Source organism: Parabacteroides sp. FAFU027, assembly GCF_022808675.1.
Classification (GTDB): Bacteria; Bacteroidota; Bacteroidia; order Bacteroidales; family UBA7332; genus CAXXIC01.
In genome coordinates, this window is the sequence record NZ_JAKZKV010000013.1 from 12,962 (window position 1) to 27,895 (window position 14,934).

Consider the following 14,934-nt stretch of genomic DNA (forward strand, 5'->3'; position numbering starts at 1 on the left):
GCGTAAAAAGCGAAAAATAGACCATAAATGCAGCCTGCAAGACCTTTTGTAATGACGGATGGAACGCCAAATTTGCAACGTATTTGTAAGTACTAAATAAATCAACTAAAATAGTATGTCAAAGAGAAGAGTCTTGAAATGTGTGCTGACCACGCTGGGGATAGTAGCGCTGGTCAGTTGCAGCAAATCAAAAAGTGAAACAACAATCACCAGCGAGGTGGTGACGGTGAAAACTCAGCAGGTGCAGCAGACGGACGCATCGGGTGTAAAAGATTACGTCGGTACGGTGGAAGAGTCGTCGGCTTCGGCGCTTAGCTTCGAAGTAGCCGGCAATGTGCAGCGGGTGTTGGTGAGCGAGGGACAACGGGTGCGCAAAGGCCAGTTGCTGGCCATCCTGGATAAGAGTTCTCTGAAGAGTGCGCATGATGCTGCGGTAGCCATGCTTCGTCAGGCAGAGGATGCCAACAAAAGGCTGACCCTGTTGCATGACAACAATAGTCTGCCTGATATCAAATACATAGAGATGCAGACTAATCTGGAGAAAGCCCGGTCATCCGAAAGCATTGCCCGCAAGAATCTTAAAGATGCCTGCCTCTATGCACCTTTTGATGGAGTGATCGGTGAAAGGTCAATCGAACCGGGCATGAATGTAATGCCGTCACAGTCGGTTCTGACGCTGTTGCAGATGGGACAGCTGAAGGTGAAAGTGACAGTTCCTGAGAATGAAATTGCCATGACTCGTATCGGCCAAAAGGCTCAGATCACGATAGCAGCCCTGGATAATCGTTCTTTCGGCGGTGTTATTGACCTGAAAGGTGTCGTGGCCAATCCCCTGTCGCATACCTACGATGTGAAAATCAGAATTAATCAAGCCGATCCTCAACTGATGCCGGGCATGGTCTGTAAGGTGCTGTTGGATACAGAAGCTAAGGCCGCAGGATTGGTATTGCCCAATCAGGCGATACAGGTGAGTGACAGTGGTCAGAAATATGTATGGCTGGCCCGGAACGGAAAGGCCGAGCGTCAAATGATAGAGACCGGCGAACTCACCGATAATGGAGTAACAGTCACGGACGGTCTGCGTCCGGGCGATCAGGTGATCGTAGAGGGTTGGCAAAAAATTGGTGACGATAGCAAAATCAAGGCATTATGAGCAGAGCTAAAATAAGCGTAGTCGAACTGGCTATGCGGCACCGTCAGATCGTATTGCTGATTACTGCCATACTCCTGATATTCGGGGTATTTGCCCTGATCAAAATGCCGAAGCAGGAGTTCCCGTCGTTTACCATTCGTCAGGGTTTGGTGGTGGGGGTATATCCCGGCGCTACCTCGGCTGAGGTTGAGGAGCAATTGGCCAAGCCGCTGGAACGTTTTCTCTTCAGTTATAAGGAAATAAAAAAGGAAAAGACCTATTCCCAGTCACGCGACGGCATCGTGTATGTGTATGTAGAACTCAATGATAATGTAAAGGATAAGGATGAATTCTGGTCTAAATTCAAGCACGGCCTGTCCCAGTTTCGGGCGGAACTGCCGTCAGGTGTTCTGGCATTGATCGCCAATGATGATTTTGGCGATACTTCTGCGTTACTGATTTCTCTTGAATCGAAAGATAAAACCTATCATCAACTTGAAAACTATCTGGATGAGCTCGAAAGTCGCCTACGTCGGATCAAGTCCGTGTCAAATCTGCGTCATTACGGTTTGCAGCGTGAGCAAATTAGTATTTATCTTGATAAAGAGAAGCTTGCTGCCTACGGTATTAGCTCTTCTTCGTTGTTTGCTAATTTTTATTCGCATGGGATAACATCGGTGAGCGGATCGGTCGATAACAGTCAGCTGGTGGCTCCGATACACATTCCCGATACGTACCGGAAAGAGCAGGATATTGCCAATCAGATAGTTTATTCCGATCCGAAGGGTAATCTGATCCGGTTGAAAGATGTTGCCCGTATCGTTCGTGGATACCCCAATCCAGATAGTTACGTTGAGACCAATGGCAATAAATGCCTGATCCTCTCGATGGAGATGCAGCAGGGGAATAATATTATCGCATATGGCAAAGAGGTGGATGAGGTATTGAAGAAGTTCCAGGCGGAATTGCCGCAAAGTGTTACAATGAAGCGAATTGCCGATCAGCCTAAGGTGGTTAACACCTCTGTCAATAATTTCCTTCGGGAAATGGGGATTGCGATTCTGGCGGTGATTCTGGTTACGATTGCCTTGTTGCCGTTGCGTGTGGCTACAGTAGCGGCGACTACCATCCCGATCAGCGTGTTTATCTCCATGGGAATTATGTTTGCTTTTGGCATTGAGCTGAATACGGTAACACTGGCAGCCCTGATCGTGGTACTCGGAATGATTGTGGACAACTCCATTGTGATCGTGGACAGTTATATGGAAAAACTCGATCACGGGATGTCACGCTGGTATGCCGCCATCAGCAGTGCGCGGGAATATTTCAAGGCGATCTTCTCTGCCACACTGGCCATTAGCATCACCTTCTTTCCATTTCTGATTACGATGAGCGGACAAATGAACGACTTCGTCCTGTTTTTCCCATGGACCATCCTGATCACGCTCTTTGTCTCGCTGGCAGTGGCCATGTTGCTCATTCCGTACATGCAGTACCTGTTTATCCGTAAGGGATTTATTCAGTTGAAAAAAGAAAAGGGTAGCGACAAACCTAGCTTTCTCGATAAAATACAGGCATTGTATGATCAGTTGCTTGCGTTGGTATTTCGCCATCCCCGGGTAACATTGATGATTTCGGCCTTGTGCGTAGTAATAGGTGGACTGGTTATTTCGCAAAGCAAACAGCGGCTTTGGCCGGTAGCCGAACGGGATCAGTTTGCCGTAGAGATTTATCTGCCGCAGGGAAGCTCCCTTCAGCAAACCGTTTCCATTTGCAATGATCTCGAAAAAACATTACGCAAAGAGTCGGAGGTGACTGCGATTACGAAGTTTGTGGGAACCAGTTCGCCCCGTTTCCATACTACTTATGCGCCGAATCTTCCCGGCAAGAACTATGCTCAGTTTATTGTCAATACTTCATCGGAAGAAAGCACAGAGGAACTTCTGGATAAATACACCAATGCCTATGCTTATCACTATCCGAAAGCTTATGTGAAATTTAAGCAGATGGACTTTCAGGCGGTAAGCGCTCCGATTGAGGTACGACTATCCGGCGATAATATAGCACAGCTCAAAAGCTCTGCCGATTCGGTGATCCGCCAGTTGCGCAAAATCAATGAACTTGTTTACATCCGTACCAATTACGAACAGATGCTTCCGGGGGCTGAGGTCGATATTGACAATGTGGAGGCCAACCGTCTCGGACTTACCCGTTCGCTCATCGCTGGCAATCTGGCCATCCGCTTCAACGGACTCCCCATTACCACACTCTGGGAAGGCGATTATCCTGTTGCAGTCAAGCTGAAAGCCGACTGGAAGGACAATGAACCGAAGTTTTCCGATATTGGAAACGAACATATCACTTCGATCAATCCGATGGTGTCAGTTCCTCTGCGCCAGGTGGCAAAGATTCGCCCCGACTGGACAGACGGGCAGATCGTTCGCCGTAATGGAGTCCGCACACTTTCTGTGCAAGCCGAGGTGAAGCGGGGGTATAATACAGGCGAAATTTTCAAAAAAGTACAGGCGACTGTGGATCAGATCTCGTTGCCGGCTTCTGTGGAGAAAAACTACGGAGGCGCTCATGAGGCGGATGAAGAGGCTAAGCCGCAGATTGCAGGCGGATTGATCATCGCCATCTTCGTGATCTTTATGATTCTGGTTTTTCATTTCAAAAAGATCAATATGGCGCTAATCGTACTGGGATCTACCGTCCTAAGTCTGTTTGGAGCAGCCATCGGACTGATGGTGATGAACACCGAGCTGGGGATGACGGCCATACTGGGTTTTGTAAGTCTGATGGGGATTATCGTGCGCAATGGGATCATTATGTTCGATTATGCAGAAGAGATTCGCCTTAAACACAAACTGACGGCTAAGGATGCGGCCTTTGAGGCTGGTAAACGACGGATGAGACCGATCTTCCTTACTTCGGCAGCGGCATCTATGGGAGTGGTCCCCATGATCATCAGTAAGAGTGCCCTGTGGGCTCCGATGGGTACTGTGATTTTCTTCGGCACACTGGGATCGATGTTTTTTATTGTGACTGTACTTCCGTTAGTTTACTGGGGAATATTCCGTAAATGCGACGCTTTAATTCTAAGAAAATAGGACATGAAAATGAGACAACTCACAAGATATATGATCTGCTTCCTGATGACGGGAAGCTTTGCGGGAACGGTATTTTCCCAGAAAATAACTCTTGAACGGTGTAAGGAACAGGCGCTGAAAAACAATGTGGCCATTCGCAACGGGGCCTTATCGGTTCAGGCGGCTGAGCAGACAAAGAAAGAGGCTTTTACCAAATATTTCCCATCGGTAAGTGCCTCGACCAATACCTTTTCCAGCTCCAAAGCCCTGATGGAGATGACTATCAAAGGAGGAAATCTTCCGGTGTACGATGGTAATCCGGCCAATCTGGCTACGGCTACGCAGTTTGCCTACTTCCCTGATGCCAATATTGCGATGCTGAAAAACGGGAGCGTTGCGATGGTCTCGGCCACGCAGCCACTTTTTGCCGGAGGGCGCATTGTCAATGGCAATAAGTTGGCGAATATAGGAGTGGAAGCCCAAAAGCTATCCACGGCGCTATCGGTCAATGAGGTGACTCTTCAGACGGAGCAATACTTCTGGCAGATCGTTTCGCTGGAGGAAAAGCTGAAGACCATCAACCAGGTGGAACTGCTGTTGCAGAATCTGCAGAAGGATGTCGATCTGGCTTACAAAGCGGGCGTTTCACCGATGAATGATGTGCTGAATGTGAAACTGAAACGCAATGAGCTGTCCGGCAGCCGACTGAAAGTGGAAAACGGGATCCGCATTTGCAAAATGGCTCTTTGTCAGTATGCCGGTATGCCTTACGACTCCACCTTGGAGATCGATTATGCCGAATCGGACTTCCGGCTCATTTCATCTCCCGAGACCTATGCTGTCAATCCGCAGGAGGCAGTAGCTCACCGTACGGAATCCCGGCTTTTACAGAAGAGCGTCGAAGCATCGCGCCTCCAGGTCCGTATCAAGCAGGGGGAATTACTCCCCGAAGCCGGAGTAGGCGTCTCTTATGCCACGGAAAATATGCTGGGCTATGAACGTCATTACGGTATTGCTTTTGCTTCGCTGAAGGTGCCGGTTTCCGACTGGTGGGGCGGTTCGCATGCTATAAAGAAGCGAAAACTGGATGAGCAGATCGCTATAAATAATCAGACCAATGCCAATGAGCAGATGCTGCTCCAGATACAGCAGACCTGGCAGGATATGAAAGAGGGTTACAAGCAAATCGGTATCGCACAGGTGGCTGTTGACCAGGCGACCGAGAATCATCGTCTTAATGCTGATAGTTACAAGGCGGGCACTGTTTCTTTGTCCGATCTGCTCTCGGCTCAGGCAAGCCTCCAGCAGTCCAAAGATCGTTACGTGGATGCCTGTACCGACTATATGTGTAAGAAATTGAAGTATCTACAAGCCACGGGAAGATAACAGCACTATGCATTTCATGAAAAAGAGGATGTCCAAATATTTTCTCTTAGGACACCCTCTTTTTATCTTAAAACCGTTTGAAATTGCAAATAATGAATCAACGAGATCATCTGATCTTCAAAACCACCGCGATATCGTTGCCCTTTTGAGCCGGAAGCGTAACGGCCAAACCTTCTTCATCTCTTGTATATCGGACTTTGCCGCTTCCGAGCAGCTCTACTGATTTTATTTTATCCGGATGTAACGGGTTGTTTTTCGACAAAGATTTGATCACCACCTTACCATCTTCAGGCCAACTCAATACGATGGCATAAAGTGCTCCGTTTTTAGTGGTAAAGCGAATATCTTTTGCCGAATACTTTACCCGGCCTTCGTTAAAGCCCTGCGCATTGATCGGATTAGAATTGTCAGCAGAGGGACCCTCGCCGAAAATCTTCCAGGGACGTGTGTCATAAATCCCTTCACTGTTGACCGCCATCCATTGGCCGATCTCTTCCACCACTTTCACCTCCTTATCGTCGATGGTTCCATTGCCACGAACAGGGATATTGAGCAACAGGTTACCGTTTTTACTCACGATATCCGCCAACATCTGAATCACGGTCTTAGCTGATTTGTAACGGTTCTGATCATAGACCGAACGACGATAGTGCCATTCGCCTATGCAGGTACAGGTCTGCCAGGGAAGTTCCTGTATCTTATCCGGTGCACCACGCTCCACATCCCATACGATGGCTTTTTTCTGTTCTGGAGTCAGTATTTTACCAAAGATAACTCCGTTCTGATTGCCATTGTGAGTCTGCATATTATGGTTGTAAAAATGGGCAGCAATCTTTAGTCCCGCATTACTTACCGGCCAGAGAGGCAAAGCCGTATCGTCAAAATAGAGCAAATCGGGATTGTACTTGTTGATCAAATCAACAGTGCGGTCGTAGAACTTGTTGCAATAAGCGGCTGAAGGCACTGAAGCGCCATTACCCCACTCCCATTGTCCGTGAATAGAACCAATATTATCACTGCCTTTGCTCAAAGGATGGTTTTGCGCGTACAAATCCTGCGGGTCGAGTCCGTCCCACCATTTACCCTTCCCATCGGCTTTGGTCAGTTTACCATCATAAGGAACTCCGGCTTTAGGACCTTCCTTATCGGAGCGTTGGGCAGTTTCATACCAGGTCCAGGCATGAGATGCGTGGATACTTGCGCCAAAGTAGAGTCCGTTCTTACGTGCCGCTTTTGCCCAGCCGTCGATGATATTCTTCTTCGGGCCAATGGCAACCGAGTTCCAGGGCTGATATTTGCTGTCCCACATATCGAAATTGTCGTGGTGGTTGGCCATTGCAAAGAAATATCGGGCTCCTGCTTTCTTGTAAAGCTTTACCAGAGTCTCCGGATCCCATTGATCGGCTTTCCACGCATTGCATACATCTTTGAATCCAAATTCAGAAGGGTGTCCGTATTTGGCCAGATGAGCCTTGTATTCGCGACTGCCCTCATTATACATGGCACGCGCGTACCAGTCGCCTTCTTCGGGTTCGCACTGCGGGCCCCAGTGTGCCCATATCCCGAATTTGGCATTGCGAAACCATGCAGGTACTTTGTATTGTCCCAGAGATTCCCAAGTCGGCTGAAATTTCCCGGTGGCCATAGGTTCATTAGCATCCTGAGCCAATGAAGTCAGGTGCCCCAGAGAAAAAAGCGAGAATAATAGAATAAGGCTTTTTGTGTGTAGTTTCATGACAAATTAATTATAACTGATTTGACTAAAGTGCAAAGATAGTATCCGAATCAACCAGAGTGTTTGCACAATCCCGATAAGATTATACTACTATTCCGACATTATATCCTCTTAATATTTCAGAATATCAGGTATTTCAATACCTTTGAGATTGTTTACACAAGTATTATTCCGATACTCATACCCATGAAGACACCCGATGATTTTAATATGATCCTGCTGAATGTTGGTTTTGCCAGACATTTTGCCGACTGGAACTGGGACAACATCAACAGTCCGTTCTTCAGGCTTTACCTGGTTAATGAGGGAAATGCAGAACTGAATATTTCGGGGAAGAAATACAGACTTACCCCCGGACATCTTTACCTGATTCCGCCATTTACCACACACAGCGATCATTGTGACGGTGAGTTTTCTCTCTACTATGTGCATGTATATGAGGATCTCACGAAAAACATCAGTTGGTTTGACCAGATGCAATTTCCGGTGGAGACCAGCTCTCACCCGCTGGATGCGACATTGATCCAACGGTTGCTTGACATTAATCCCGGTCGTGAATTGAAACGTTATGATCCTGATTCTTATAATGATTCGGATAATCTGTATCAGAGCATCGCCGAAAACAGACATCAGTCTCTGCATGCACAACTGGAAACGGATGGAATTATCAGACAGCTACTGGCCCGGTTCTTTACAACAGCCATTCCCCTCAACCTATCACAAGACAGCCGGATTATCAAAACACTACGGTTTATTCGTGAAAATATAGACCAGAAAATCACGGTCAGGCAACTGGCTTCTATCTGCTGCCTGTCGGAAGATCACTTTATCCGGCTGTTTCGCCAAGAGCTCCGGCAGACTCCGATAGATTATATCAACCGGAAGAAGATTGAGAAAGCTCAACTCCTTATGGTTGTTAAAAACCAGACCATGAAAGACATCGCCTATACGCTTTCATTTGAAAACGTCTCCTATTTCAACCGGTTATTCAAGAAAATGGTGGGAAAAACGCCAAGTGAATATCGAAAGAGTTTTGGACAATAACGTTGAATGTGAAAGACTTTTCCTGCTAACGAAAATATTGCATCATAATTAATCAGGAACAGAAGTAACAGAAGTAACAAAACCAACCAAACACACCGTGCAATACCCACAGCGCAAACCTTTGCATAGAGAAAATTGACATTTGCGCTTATTTTTTCGTGGTTCTGAAATAACTTTACCCATCTTTCTATCACACAAAAAACACATCTATGCTATGAACTTAAAAACACGTGTGACCGTCCTGTTTTGTTTGGCGGTCTCTTCCGTGGCATTTGCCCAAAACAATCTGAGACTCTGGTATGAAAAGCCAGCCAAAGAGTGGGTGGAAGCCCTGCCTGTTGGCAATGGCCGTATTGGCGCCATGATATTCGGCGGCGTTGAAGACGAACTGATTCAACTCAACGAAGGAACACTCTGGTCGGGCGGGCCGCAAAAGAAAAACATCAATCCTGATGCACCGAAATACCTGCAACCCATCCGTGACGCATTGGCGAAAGAAGATTATAAAACTGCGACAGCTCTTTGCCGGAAGATGCAGGGGTACTTTTCCGAATGCTTTCTGCCGATGGGCGATTTGGAAATCAAACAAAGTTTTGCATCAGGAGGTTCCGCTAATAACTATTATCGCGACCTGAATCTGAGCAATGCAACAGCCACTACCCGTTTCGAAATAAAGGGAGTACAATATACCCGCGAAGTCTTTAGTACAGCAGCCGACAGTGTGCTTATTATCCGCATCACTGCCAGCAAACCGGAAATGATTAGCCTGGACCTGAAACTGAAGAGTCGCATTGAAAGTAAAATTGTTTCATCCGGAAATGACCAGTTAATATTGAGCGGGACGGCTCCAATACGCCTCGACCCAAGCTATTACAACAAGCCCGGCAGGAACCCTCTTTTGCAAAAAGACTCTCTCGGACATACAGGCATGCGTTTCCAAACCATTCTGAAGGCGGTTCCCGAAGCAGGCAACGTCTCGGCTGACAATGAAGGCATTCATGTAAAAGATGCCAATGCAGTGACCCTTTATCTGGCAGCTGCCACCAGCTATAACGGAATGTTTAAATACCCCGACACCCAGGGAAAAGACGAAAAAGCAATTGCGCAACGCCAACTGAAATCTGCGCTTGCCAAATCATACGACGATTTAAAAACCCGCCACATTTCCGATTATAAAAAATACTTTGACCGCGTATCATTAACACTGACCGACACCACAAACAATCGGGTCAACGACATACTACCATCTGACTTTCGCTTGAAACTCTATTCGTATGGCAACTACGATCCGGGACTGGAGCAGTTGTTTTATCAATACGGACGCTATTTGCTGATATCAAGTTCGCGCCCCGGTGGTACGCCTGCCAACCTGCAGGGCATCTGGAACAAGGAGTTCCGTGCGCCATGGAGTTCAAACTATACCATCAATATCAATACCGAGATGAACTACTGGCCTGCCGAAGTAACCAACCTGTCGGAAATGCACACGCCGCTGCTCAAATGGATTCAGAATCTCTCGGTAAACGGAAAAGAGACAGCGAAAGAGTTTTACAAAGCCCGCGGATGGGTTGCTCATCACAACTCCGATATCTGGGGAATGACCAATCCGGTTGGCAACAAAGGCGATGGAGACCCGCAATGGGCAAACTGGTATATGGGCGCCAACTGGCTGAGCCAGCATCTGTGGGAACATTACGCGTTTACCGGCGATAAAGAGTTCCTGCGCAAAGAAGCATATCCGGTAATGAAAGAGGCGGCACTCTTCTGCTTTGACTGGCTGGTAGAGAAAGACGGCTACCTGATTACTTCGCCCTCCAATTCGCCTGAAAATGTTTTTGTAACCGGTAAAAATGAAAAATATTCCATGACGGAAGGCTCCTACATGGATATTGAGATTATCCGCGACCTGTTCACCAATGTGATTGAAGCGTCAGAGACATTGAATATGGATAAAGATTTCCGTCAGCAGGTGATAGCGAAACGCAACAAATTGCTGCCGTACAGAATCGGTTCACGCGGACAATTACAGGAATGGATGCGTGACTACCAGGAGGAAGATCCGCACCATCGCCATACCTCGCATCTGTTCGGATTGCATCCGGGACGCGACATCAGTCCGCTCAAAACACCGGAGCTGGCTCAGGCAGCTAACCGCACATTCGAGTTGCGCGGTGATGGTGGGACAGGTTGGAGTAAAGGCTGGAAAATCAACTTTGCAGCCCGCCTGCTCGATGGTGACCATGCCTACAAGATGATTCGCGAGATCCTGAATTATGTTGACCCGACGAAGGGCGGTACAGGTGGAACTTATCCGAATTTCTTCGATGCACACCCGCCTTTCCAGATTGACGGTAACTTTGCTGCTACTGCCGGTATTTCCGAGATGTTGTTACAGAGTCATTTGGGCGAAATACATCTGTTACCTGCATTGCCTAAAGCATGGCCTGAAGGAGAAATTACCGGACTGAAAGCCCGCGGCAACTTTGAGGTGAATATCTCATGGAGTAATCATAAGCTCGCAAAAGCGACCGTGAAATCGGTAAAAGGCAATCCATGCACAATCCGGACCGACATCCCCGTGGAAATCTCCGGTGTTACTTCAAAACAATCTATTGACGGTAAATATTTCCTCAATACTTTCAGCACGCAACCGGGCGTGACTTACGAAATTAGGCCGGTAAAGAATTAATACGCTTTTTGTCAATACGAAACGGATGAAGTACTAAATCCGGTATCCCCCATAAAATATCCTGCTTTAATCCTGATAAACAAGGAAAAAAGCAGGATATTTTCATTCAATCCTTTTGAGTTTTAATAGTCTGAGAGGCATTTACCAAAACAACAAATCTTACCATGCAAAGCCGGATAGCAAAACCATTTATTTAATTGTTATAGTAGAATAGCCTTGAATACCCAAGCAATTCAATAAATGTAAGTCCGTTTTTTGATACCAAAGAGCGATTGTTGAATCTGTTGACCTTCTTCAAGCCTCTGGATGTCTCGAAAGTTCCCTTCAACTCGATCCTCCGGGAATTTATAGGCGGAAGTATCTATTTTGATGATAAATAGTAATTGCATCTCAGATAGCATCTTACCCTCATCACTACCCTTCGAAAGGCTTCAGTGAACATTCTGAAGACTTAAGTAAGGGTTCTGAAAGCTTCCTCTCCTCCGAAAAATAATCTTAGACACAGTTGCGTGAACACTACCGACACAGTTGCGTGAACACTACCTGAACACACCTGAACACTACCTTCAGTGAACGTTCTGAAGACTTAAATAAGGGTTCTGAAAGCTTCAGTGAACATTCTGAAGGCTTCAGTAAGGGTTCTGAAAGCTTCAGTGATCATTCTGAAGGCTTAAGTAAGGGTTCTGAAGGCTTCAGTGAACATTCTGAAGACTTAAGTAAGGGTTCTGAAAGCTTCAGTGAACGTTCTGAAGGCTTAAGTAGGGGTTCTGAAAGGTTAAGTATGAGTCTGCTCCGAAAAGTCTTTCTTGCCACGAATACACGAATTAAATAATTCCAAAATGCTAAATAACAAGCATTTGCAATATTGATATTTCACGAATTTCCGAAAAACTTCGTTTTCGGAGCGGACTCAAGTATGGATTTGAAAAGCCTCAATAGAAGAACAAGGGCAGCATTAGCCCCAGCGCCACATATTCTACCTTCTCGATGAGTATTTTGCGAAAGCTAAACTTCGAAGGCATAATCACTCCTGCAAAAAAGGCGCCACGATAACTTCTGTTGCGTAACAGGAATTCAGTGTACCCCGGAAACCTCATTCCCAGGATGGAAGGACCCAAAATGATTCCTGCTACCACCTCTCCAATCACTGATGGTTGCCCGATTTTATTGAATATGATTCTTTTATAATCCAGTTTTATTGCTGATTTGCCCCGATACAATCGCAGACTACAATATCTTTAACGCCGTCTCTATCTATGAAACGGCTTTATTCATTTATAACTGCTCAAAAAACTTTACCTTTGTATTCGCTAAACCATTAAAAGAGATGTTTACAGAGAAACACAAATCCCATTTCCTTCATTATTCCCTTTCGTTGTTAATCTGCTTAATCGCAATCAGAGGTTACGAATATTTTGACGCATCGTTGAAATTTTTTTCCACCAAACATGTTTTGCTATCCGAAATAAATGGACTTTGGTACGATTACCTTACCTGGGGTGTTTTCAGTAGCATTGTTTTACTATTCTGGTTTTTAACATCATACCTCAGTAAACGGGCAGCCGGAATAGTGATGCATGTTTTAAACGTTGCCTTTATTATCTGCTGCATTGCCTTGCTTTACGTATTTATAGATCGTTCCGTTCCGTTTGACCACGAGTTTTTCACCCGTGACTCTGCCGAGCAGATTATCACAGTGAAAACTTATGCAGGCAAACCCATCTCTTTTCTTCCGTTTATCCTGTTGACTCTTTTATACTTCGGGGCTTACCGGTTCATTTTCCGTCGCATTGCGTTTAATCGTACTGTACAACGGGTGATGTTGTTTTTCATCCTCGCCCCCCTGTTACTGATCAGTTTTATCGTCCCATCTTCTTCCAGTTTCGAGCAGACTGCTCAATATTACCTGACCTGTAACAAAGCCAGTTACTGGACAGCCGATGCGATTAAATACTTCAGTGATTTACGCAAACATCACAATGCGTCGGTGAAAGAGATGCAGGGGGAATTTGCCTATTTCCAGGCTAACCGCCCGTTTAAGTTTACCGATAAAAGCTATCCGCTCATGCACGAAAACAAAGATGTGGATGTGCTGAGCCCTTACTTCAACCTGGGCAAAGAGCGCCCGAATATTGTAATGGTGGTGGTAGAAAGCCTTTCACGCACTTTTAGCGGTCGCAATGCTCCATTGACCAGCTTCACGCCGTTTCTGGACGAACTCTCCAAACGTAGTCTTTGCTGGGACAATCACCTGAGCAACGCCACGGCTACTTTCGGTGTCTTTCCGGCCACATTGGCATCGCTGCCTTTTGGTAATCGCGGTTTCTCCAACAACAGCATCATGCCCGATCACGAATCGCTGATTTCCATATTGAAACAAAACGGTTATTATTCCTATTTCATGGTGGGCTATCAATTGGATTATGACAACATGGGAGGATTTATCCGGATGCAGAAAACAGACTATGTATTACGCAACTTTGGCAAAAAGTACAAAATGATGGCCGAAGGCGAAGGCGGTTGGTCAATGGGTTATCCTGACGATGCGGTGTTTAACCGCAGCTTTGAGGTGCTCGATTCGTTGAAGAGAAAGCCTTACCTGAATGTCTATATGACGGCCACTACGCATGCGCCGTTCCTGTTCGACTCGCAACCCCGGTACATGAAACTGTTTGATAAGAAAGTAAAGAATCTGCCGCTTGACAAAGAGACCAAACTGGCTCTTCACAAGAACCGTCAGGTGATGAGTTGCGTCATGTTTGCCGACGATGCTTTGCGCGATTTCTTCCGCAAATACAGCCGCCGTCCCGATTACAAAAACACCATCTTTATCGTTACGGGCGACCACCACCACGGTTCAGTGCCCGCAAACAACGACATTGACGATTACCGGGTGCCGTTTATGATTTATTCGCCGATGCTGAAGAAACCTCACCGTTTTGAATCCATCAACTGTCATAATAATATCACGCCTACCCTGTTGGGCTTTCTGGCTAAACAATACAATCTCAAGAACATTCCGAAACAGGTACACTGGATGAATGGCGTAATGGATACGGCAACAAAATTCCGCAACATCCACCAGATTTCGTTCATGACCTACAGCCGTGTGATGGAGTCGTACATGTTTAAAGATTATTTCATGCGCGGAAACCGCATGTTCAAAATCAATCCGGATATGTCGGAGGTGGAGTGCACCAACCCTGCAATGAAACAGAAGATCAATCACCTGCGCGATAACTTCATTGCCGTAAACAACTGGGTGTATGAGAATAACCACATTCTGCCCGATAACACTTCGCAGAAAAACAGGGTATTGCTCGGAAATATAAATATCCCGCAGGAACATGACTTTGTAACGCCTGTTGATTTTTCAGCATTCACTAAAAATATCGCGGTTCCCCCGATGTACAAACATTTGTATGTAGAGGCTGACTTTGATTGCTTTACCTCGGAGAAGGACAGTATTAATGTTCCCGAGTTCTGTTTCATGCTGGCATCAAAACCATCGGCTGAAACGACCAAAGAACTCTTCTGGACCAACAAGGACATGCACTACATGTCCGAAGCACGCTTCCTGCCTAACCAGTGGAACTCGCTGACGGTTCACGATGTAATAGGCATCGAAGAGTATCTGAAAAATAAGAACCTGGAACTTTGTACCGGATTTAATGCCGTAACCAAAGTGGGGATGAAGGTGAAGAATTTCAGAATGAAGCTGTATGGAATGAGATAATCTGCCGGCTGACGGCATTAATAAAAGACCTGCCTTAAATCATGGAATCTGTTGAGAAAGCGCTCACATCGCTTACTCAACAGATTTTTTTGTGTTATGCAAAAAAGAAACAGCAGATTTACC

Annotated in this window: 8 protein-coding genes; 6 read left to right on the plus strand and 2 right to left on the minus strand. The window is 46.2% G+C overall.

All coding sequences use genetic code 11. The features are described 5' to 3' along the window. Window positions 1–115: 115 nt before the first annotated feature. Genes MLE17_RS16020 through MLE17_RS16030 form a run of 3 tightly spaced genes read left to right on the plus strand, consistent with a single transcriptional unit; the run spans window position 116 to window position 5,607 of the window. On the plus strand, window positions 116–1,153 hold the full coding sequence (locus tag MLE17_RS16020) for an efflux RND transporter periplasmic adaptor subunit (RefSeq protein WP_243349736.1): 1,038 nt from the start codon (window positions 116–118) through the stop codon (window positions 1,151–1,153). Continuing rightward, window positions 1,150–4,242 carry an efflux RND transporter permease subunit gene (locus tag MLE17_RS16025; protein WP_243349737.1) on the plus strand — a complete coding sequence of 1,031 codons (3,093 nt, stop codon included), beginning with the start codon at window positions 1,150–1,152 and terminating at the stop codon, window positions 4,240–4,242. The genes MLE17_RS16020 and MLE17_RS16025 overlap by 4 nt, the downstream gene beginning before the upstream one ends. Window positions 4,243–4,251: 9 nt before the next feature. Continuing rightward, complete coding sequence (locus tag MLE17_RS16030) at window positions 4,252–5,607, plus strand: TolC family protein (protein ID WP_243349738.1); 1,356 nt, start codon at window positions 4,252–4,254, stop codon at window positions 5,605–5,607. A 106-nt stretch (window positions 5,608–5,713) separates the two neighbouring features. Here the strand turns inward: MLE17_RS16030 and MLE17_RS16035 are convergent, their stop codons facing one another. Beyond that, the gene (locus MLE17_RS16035; protein WP_262920348.1) at window positions 5,714–7,342 is read right to left on the minus strand and encodes an alpha-L-fucosidase; all 1,629 of its coding nucleotides are present in this window, start codon (window positions 7,340–7,342) and stop codon (window positions 5,714–5,716) included. A gap of 186 nt (window positions 7,343–7,528) precedes the next feature. On the opposite strand from MLE17_RS16035, the gene MLE17_RS16040 reads away from it, so the two are divergent. Together MLE17_RS16040 and MLE17_RS16045 are read left to right on the plus strand one after the other, a co-directional pair. Then, window positions 7,529–8,386 carry an AraC family transcriptional regulator gene (locus MLE17_RS16040; RefSeq protein WP_243349739.1) on the plus strand — a complete coding sequence of 286 codons (858 nt, stop codon included), beginning with the start codon at window positions 7,529–7,531 and terminating at the stop codon, window positions 8,384–8,386. Window positions 8,387–8,600: 214 nt separating this feature from the next. Continuing rightward, window positions 8,601–11,075, plus strand: a complete 2,475-nt coding sequence (locus MLE17_RS16045; protein ID WP_243349740.1) for a glycosyl hydrolase family 95 catalytic domain-containing protein — start codon at window positions 8,601–8,603, stop codon at window positions 11,073–11,075. A 932-nt stretch (window positions 11,076–12,007) separates the two neighbouring features. Here the strand turns inward: MLE17_RS16045 and MLE17_RS16050 are convergent. After that, the gene (locus tag MLE17_RS16050) at window positions 12,008–12,223 is read right to left on the minus strand and encodes a hypothetical protein (RefSeq protein ID WP_243349828.1); all 216 of its coding nucleotides are present in this window, start codon (window positions 12,221–12,223) and stop codon (window positions 12,008–12,010) included. A gap of 179 nt (window positions 12,224–12,402) precedes the next feature. On the opposite strand from MLE17_RS16050, the gene MLE17_RS16055 reads away from it, so the two are divergent. Continuing rightward, the gene (locus MLE17_RS16055) at window positions 12,403–14,811 is read left to right on the plus strand and encodes an LTA synthase family protein (RefSeq protein WP_243349741.1); all 2,409 of its coding nucleotides are present in this window, start codon (window positions 12,403–12,405) and stop codon (window positions 14,809–14,811) included. The last annotated feature ends 123 nt before the right edge of the window (window positions 14,812–14,934 follow it).